General features: G+C 36.3%; 5 protein-coding genes, 1 tRNA gene and 1 pseudogene. 3 read left to right on the top strand and 4 right to left on the bottom strand.

The genetic code is table 11. From position 1 onward, the window contains the following. The 4 genes from AMDU4_RS01155 to AMDU4_RS01140 form a co-directional block, all read right to left on the bottom strand. The coding region (locus AMDU4_RS01155; RefSeq protein ID WP_290703843.1) for an MFS transporter at positions 1 to 684 on the bottom strand (684 nt) is incomplete at its 3' end. 732 nt (positions 685 to 1,416) lie between these two features. Further along, positions 1,417 to 1,488, bottom strand: a tRNA-Ala gene (locus AMDU4_RS01150). A 40-nt stretch (positions 1,489 to 1,528) separates the two neighbouring features. Then, a complete protein-coding gene (locus AMDU4_RS01145; RefSeq protein ID WP_021786162.1) occupies positions 1,529 to 2,815 on the bottom strand; it encodes a sodium:proton antiporter in 1,287 nt (428 codons plus the stop codon). Position 2,816: 1 nt separating this feature from the next. Further along, entirely contained in the window at positions 2,817 to 3,536 is a 720-nt protein-coding gene (locus tag AMDU4_RS01140; protein WP_021786161.1) for an NAD+ synthase, read from the bottom strand. A 469-nt stretch (positions 3,537 to 4,005) separates the two neighbouring features. Here AMDU4_RS01140 and AMDU4_RS01135 point away from each other — a divergent pair, with 469 nt between their 5' ends. From AMDU4_RS01135 to AMDU4_RS01125, 3 genes and pseudogenes are all read left to right on the top strand, one after another. Then, the gene (locus AMDU4_RS01135; RefSeq protein ID WP_021786160.1) at positions 4,006 to 5,379 is read left to right on the top strand and encodes an APC family permease; all 1,374 of its coding nucleotides are present in this window, start codon (positions 4,006 to 4,008) and stop codon (positions 5,377 to 5,379) included. Between the two features lie 617 nt (positions 5,380 to 5,996). After that, positions 5,997 to 6,206: a DUF3311 domain-containing protein gene (locus AMDU4_RS01130; RefSeq protein WP_021786159.1), complete on the top strand. Its 210-nt coding sequence runs from the start codon at positions 5,997 to 5,999 to the stop codon at positions 6,204 to 6,206. Then, a pseudogene (locus tag AMDU4_RS01125) lies at positions 6,206 to 7,085 on the top strand (cation:proton antiporter); the annotation flags it as partial. The gene AMDU4_RS01130 and the pseudogene AMDU4_RS01125, both read left to right, overlap by 1 nt.

The following is a 7,085-nucleotide window of genomic DNA, read 5'->3' as shown; positions in this document are numbered from 1 at the left end:
CTGAGGATCCCCCTGTTTCATTGCCGAATTAAGGTCTGATTCGCTTATTAATCCAGAAGCGATTTCATCCCGGTATATTATTTTTAATTCATCCAGTGTAATAAACTTTGACTGTTCTGGCCTGTCATATACAAATATTATCCATAGAAATACTAATGGCACAGAGAACAGGGCAAATAATAAAAAAACATCGTGAAAATTATTGTGGTAAAATAACAATAGAGGAATTGCAACAGCGGGGGCCAGGAATGTAAAGAATGGAGATGCGGAGTTTGTTACACCGGCTCCGAGCCCTCTTTCATGTCGCCCAAACCAGTTCCCGGTAAGTTTATACACAACTGTATTGGTAAAAGATTCAAAAACTCCAAAAATAATAATTGCTGAAGCAAGTTCAAGGTATGTGGATGATAATCCAACTCCAATTGTAACAACAGTAAAAGCAATAAGGGGAAATAGTCCACCATATCTGGCCCCTATTTTGTCCACTACCGAACCACCAACAAATCCCATGACTATCCCGGGTCCTCCAGAAAAAATACCTAGAAGCAGGCCTGTCTGATATAATTTTAAATTAAGCTCCTTACTTATTGTAGGCATCAGTACGGCAGTTTTAATCAATTCAAAGAGCAAAAACCCGAAGAGGAGAAATGTCATGGCGTCTACAATCCATCTCTGTCCTTTCATTAAACCAAAATATGTGTTTATACATAAATGTTGGCATATAAATTTAATCCACAAGCCAAATAAGGAGATATTTATTGAATATTTAGTATCATTACAGCAGTAAAAATGCCCATACTATTGATACTGTAAGGTCTTTCATACTCTATCAACTGAGAATTTTCATTAATCTTTTTGGTCTTTCTCTCATTGTTTTATTTGGAGTACCCCCTACAAGGGTATTCTGTGCTCTTGATATGAGAATTTGATGATTAAACAATAATTCAATTTCTCTGTCACATTTACTTTATGAAACTTCCGTTCAACGTAACGTTTTGCTTTATTTACAATCTGAAAATTTCAGTGTTTAGAATAACAATAACATTCTGGAGCACTGATTTAATAGGGCAGACCAATATAAACAGAAGCAAGAATAGTTAACAAGTATTGCAAATGAACATATCTGTTATAAACATATTATTATGCAATATAATGGACAAAATTGTCCATGTTAATACATATTATATATGCAATGTTTTGAATAATGCAAAATAGAAGTTAGATACAGAGTATTGTCATAAAAGCAATTAAGGTTCTGGACTGATGCCTGACAGGAAAATGCTTGTGTGGAATATCCCTATAGGAGGAATAACAGGATTGATAATTTACTATTCAGAACCAACGTTGTGACACAATCTGTTAAAAAGCGTTGTTGACTAAGAAATTTATTCTGAGGTGTTGCCACAAAATTATGTATGGACTCAAGGGGATTTGAACCCCTGCCCTCTTCCATGCCAAGGAAGCGATCTACCGCTGATCTATGAGCCCTGATCTGTGTATCACTATATCTGGTATAAATTTTATCATATTAATATTTCCTCTCTCCAAGAAGCAGTTTTCCTACATAGGGAACATATACTGTCTGTAGTATTATGGATATTAACACAACAAATGAAACAGATGCATATATTATTGTCCCGTATTCTATGAGGATCTGTATGTGGTTAGCCTCTCCAATGACAAATGGTACAGTTGAAAGTACCACAGGAACAACACCCCTTGGACCTACAAGGGACATGAATGCCTTAGTCCTATTGTCGAATTTTATTACGTTCTTTCCCATGTTTGCAAGCCCTATTGATATGAATACAGCTATGGGCCTTATCAAAAATATAACAATCAGGGATATAACAAAGCCTAAAACTATATAATTAAATATCTGTGTTCGTGTCAGTATGCTTCCAAGCAGTATAAATATTATAGACTGGGCCATAAAAGACAGATTTTCATTGAAGTTTGTCTCCCTGTTCCAGAATATGCTTTTGTCTGAGTAATTTCCGATAATTGCACCGGTGGAGATTATTGCAGGAAACGGCGTTATTCCCAGAGCTTCAAGGGATGTAAATTCAAACAGTACAATTCCCAGGGTCAGGGCAACGAGCAATGATTCAAAATTAAAATATTTATTAAGAAAAATTATTGCAAACCCTAAGGCTATTCCAATGGCAGCCGGTATGGCAATTTCAAGTATGAGGAATGATCCGAATCCCATTATCAGTCCAACATGGGAAGTAAGAAGAGTAAAAAATGATGAGTACGACACATTAGGCGCAAGTATGCCTATTCCCAAGCTCAAAAGTATGATTCCCAGCGGATCGTTGAATAGGCTTTCACCAATGAGAGTTCCGGATATGTCATCCCTAATATTCAGCTTTTTGAATGTAGGTATGAGCGAAGCAGGGTCAGTAGGAGATATTATTGAGCCGAATATGAAGCCCACTATAAAAGGTGCACCGGTAAGCAGTGAAAAGAATATTCCTGCACCAACTGCTGTTACAACCATGCCGATAGTATCCAGTGCCGCTATCTTTGTAAAATATTTTTTGAGTATCCTTGGGCTGAAGTTATGTGACTCATAATAGAGGATGATTACAAGCCCCAGCATACCCACTCCAATTGTTGCAAAGGATGATAGCATGTATATTGCAAAGCTGTGGTTAATGAATCCCAGTAATGGTCCGAATATGAGACCCATTACTATGAGGACAGGAATGTAAACCATTGAAGCTTTTCTTGATATTGGTATGGAGAAAGCTGCAACTATAAGTATGAAACTTATTTCGTAGTAATCATAGGTGACTGGGGAAATAATCATCTCAGTTCATTGCCCTTGGGAGCTCCCTCTTGTGCATAGATCTCAGATAGAGCTCCATTAATTTTCCATAATCAGCCTTAAAGTTACTGTAGTCAAATATGTCTGCGAGTGCTCTGTCAATTTCTCTGTAATTCATTTTAAGTTCCTCCTCATCGTACTGCCCTTCCCACAGGCCTGCTGATGGCCTTTTATCTATGATTGATTGGGGTATCTTCATTATGGATGCTATATCCCAAACATCTGTTTTGTACAAGCCCTCTATTGGTTCTATGTCACATGCCCCATCGCCGTATTTTGTATAGTAGCCAAGAAGGTATTCTGTCCTATTTGTCGTGCCTATTACAAGTCCACCAAGAAGATTCGCATGGTAATACAATATATTTGCCCTGATTCTGGACCTCACATTGCCTTCGATTTTTTTGTCAGTGGAATTTAAAATATTCCTGTAGGACTGAAATATATTTTCTATATTTACTTCAATTATTTCTACTCCAGTGGATTCTGAAAGCATTTTTATATCGTCGTAATCCTCCTGTTTTGTGTATCTGTCAGGCATGAATATGGCCTTAATTTTATCCTGGTCAATTGCTGTGGCAAGGAGCGTGAGCACGAGGGAACTGTCTATGCCAGAGCTTATTCCAAGCACTGCATATTTAGATCCTATTTTTTCCTTTAAAAACTCACGTATAGCCTCAATCCTGTTGATATTTATATTTTTCACAATATGATAATAAAATAGAGTTAAATAAATATTTAGTTAATATGGCTGGATTTTCTTAAAGGCAAATGTTAGATTTCTATCAGACGGGAACTGTTTGCAATATATAGCACATCAAAATATACGTGACAATCCTTAACAGATAAAAGAAAATAATAGTATATATCATAACAGGGAGAAAAGGTTTGATAAATAAGAAAGGTCTGATGATCAGAATTCCAGCATCCAGATACCCTATAGGAATTTCCCTTTATGATAGCCTGAATTTTAATATATTCTCAGCTATATATAAATAAAAATTTGTCATTTCACAATCCCGTAAATTTTATTATTTTTATTTAATATACGTAAAAATATTGATATATTTGTCAATTATTTAATAAAAATAATTTAAATAATTCATTATAGATATATATGGTGTAGTGAATCATAATATTTAAATATTCTTTGGATATCAGATGTAAGAGCAAAAATGGAAAATGTAAAGAGCATTTATATAGAAAGTAAAAGTGAGTTAAAGAGAACAATCGGGTTCGCAGACATATTTTTTATGTCATTCGGAGGCCAGGCTCCGTTTCTTTCAATGTTAACCTATGCGACAGCTGCATTAATTTTAACATTATTCTTTTCACCTATAGTTCTCATTATTGGTACGTTGGTAGTTCTTATTAATGGTGCAGGCGTATATTACCTGTCCAAGAAGCACGATGAGTCGGGGGGATACTTTAATTATGCCTATAAATCACTATCGCACAGATTTGGATTTGAAACAGGATGGCTATACCTGTTTTATTCATTATTGTATGCCGGAGGATACATAGTTGGATCAGTATTTGTTTTGACCTATGTAGTGACGCCATATATTATTATCCCACCTGTTGCAGCTTTTTTTATAATATTCATACCAACTGCCTCTTTCCTTTTGCTGGGAATAAGGCCATCATCTAAATACGCAGTATTCTCTGCCAGTATTGAATTGCTAGTGCTTGTTGCAATAATAATAGGTGCTTTGTATGGTGCACACTTCTTTGTATATAATCCATTCACTACTATTCCATCACCTTCAATAATATTCCTTGGGATCTTATTTGCAGTGGGAATACCAACAGGTTATGGTGCGATTACACCAGTATCTGGGGAAGTCAAGAATGCCAAGGTAAACGTGGGCAAAGCTGCAATTTTAGTGATTATAATAGGAGGATTATTAGAATCCTTAGTGCTTTATTCTTTAGTGGACTATGGAATAGCCAGTCACTCTTTCTCTGCACTGGTAACTTCAAATATTCCAGTAATAACTATTATGAATCAGATTGCAGGGCCAATAGCATTGCCTTTACTGTTATTCGCGGCAATAAATGATGGAATTTTAGGGTCTCTGGCATTTCTAACGGCATTTTCAAGGAATTTATACGCCATGTCAGACAGGGGAGTCATTAGCAAAGCAATAAGCAAATTAAATGTAAAAACAGGAACTCCTGTCATAGCGGGGTTGATAACACTAATTGCGGTCTTTGTACTACTCATTCCATTACTGTCTTTCGTGAATTCATTCGTAATATTCCTGGCACTGGGATCAATAGCAGGCTTAGGGAATCTAATGGTTCATCTGACAGCCAATTTCTCATTATTGAAGGTAAATCTTCTAAAGGGAGCGAGGAAAGTTAGAGAGTTAGGTGTGGGGCTTTTAGGAATACTGGTCTCAGGATTCGTGTTTATATATTCTCTACTGACCTCTGATACATATATAATAGAACTGGTATTAGGTTTCGTAATTCTTGGATTTATTATACTGGAAATACTTGATACCCATGACTATTTTAAAACTGGTAATGAAACACGGCTTTAAAATTTTTAAAGTACCTCTAATTTTTTAATATAATTATTTTTGATAGCATGTCCTAGATACAAAGGACCTTAATTGATATAATGATGCTCATATTTGCAATGTTATGAACAATGCAGAGAAGAATGGGCTACTGGGGCATTCTATTTCAGAAAGGCTATTATCACTACAGATAACACTATTGCTGTTCATATGCCACATAAAGCCTTCATTTAATCTTTATTGTAAATTTCTGGTCGTATTTACTTTTCTACTTAGAAGGGACGAACATGCCTGGAGTTGTAGGCTATACTCCTATATTTATGAAAACATTTCACAAAATGCTATAAGTTACTACATACAATCCACATTTGCTCTATTACTTCTTAATGAAGTATCATATCATATCGGGTGTGTAGACCAATCATCATATTAAATTATTAAGATACCCAATTTTATCACACACCGGATATAAGAGTATTTCCATTTAAATAAAATAAGCCAACATTAACAGAATATTATTAGAATTTTTCCAATTTTATACAAATATGTTACATTAAGTATTTTAATCAATGCTTTTCCGGGTGCAGCAAAAGAGTTCTTAGCTAAAGGTTTATATAATATGAAGTGGTAACTATTCAATGAATCCTGTAGTTAAGTTTATACTATTGGCTCTGCCATATTTTTTTATGGTGGCAGGAGTAACTATATATACAAGGGTTAACCCAAAACTGGGAGGGATACCTTTCTTTTACTGGTATCAACTTGTATGGATATTTATAGCATCAGCCCTGACGTCAACGGTCTATTTTATTGAAAGTAGTGAAAAGAAAAGGAAGGTGACGAGATAATGTTCACGGATTTAGACCTGGCGCTGTTCTTTGCCATTATTATAATAGTCCTATTTGCCGGTTATATGGCATATTTCTGGAGAAAGCCTGTAGATATGGATGCCAAGGGCGAATGGAGCTTAGGAGGAAGAAGATTTGGAACAGTAGTTATGTGGTTTCTGCTAGGTGGGGATTTATATACAGCATATACCCTAATTGCCGTACCAGGAGCCGCTGCCACCGCAGGAATAGGAGGGGGGGCTTTTGCAATGTTTGCAATAGCCTACGGTGTAATGATATACCCCATAGTATATGTAACCATGCCTAAGCTGTGGAATGTTTCAAAGAGGCGCGGGTATATTACTGCAGCAGATTTCGTCAAAGATCGTTTCTCATCAAGGTTCCTTGCAATGCTTATAGCACTGACAGGTGTTCTGGCCGAACTGCCCTATATAGCTTTGCAGATTACAGGAATAAAATACGTCCTGGCCGCCCTGGCACTTCCCATAACGGTGAGCCTTATAATCGCATTCCTTCTGGTTGCTGGCTTTACATTTGTTAGTGGATTAAGGGGGCCAGCACTTACAGCCATAATAAAAGATGCAATTATATGGGTTGCTGTAATAGTAATCATAATATATATACCCATTAAATTGGGCGGTTTTGGTGCAATTTTCGGCAAGGCAGCAACAATAAGTCCACATCTTCTAAACATTTCGCCTGTAATAGATGTAGGGTATACCACACTGGCACTTGGTTCTGCACTGGCATTATTCCTTTATCCACATGCCATTACTGGTACTCTTGGTGCAAAGGACTCAAAAACTATAAGGAGAAATGCCTCACTGCTTCCACTTTACAATGTGCTGTTAATGTTCGTTGCTATAATTGGAATAATGG

This window comes from Ferroplasma sp. Type II (assembly GCF_000496155.1).
The sequence above is the reverse complement of the archived record's forward strand: the minus strand, read 5'-3'. Positions and strand labels throughout refer to the sequence as shown.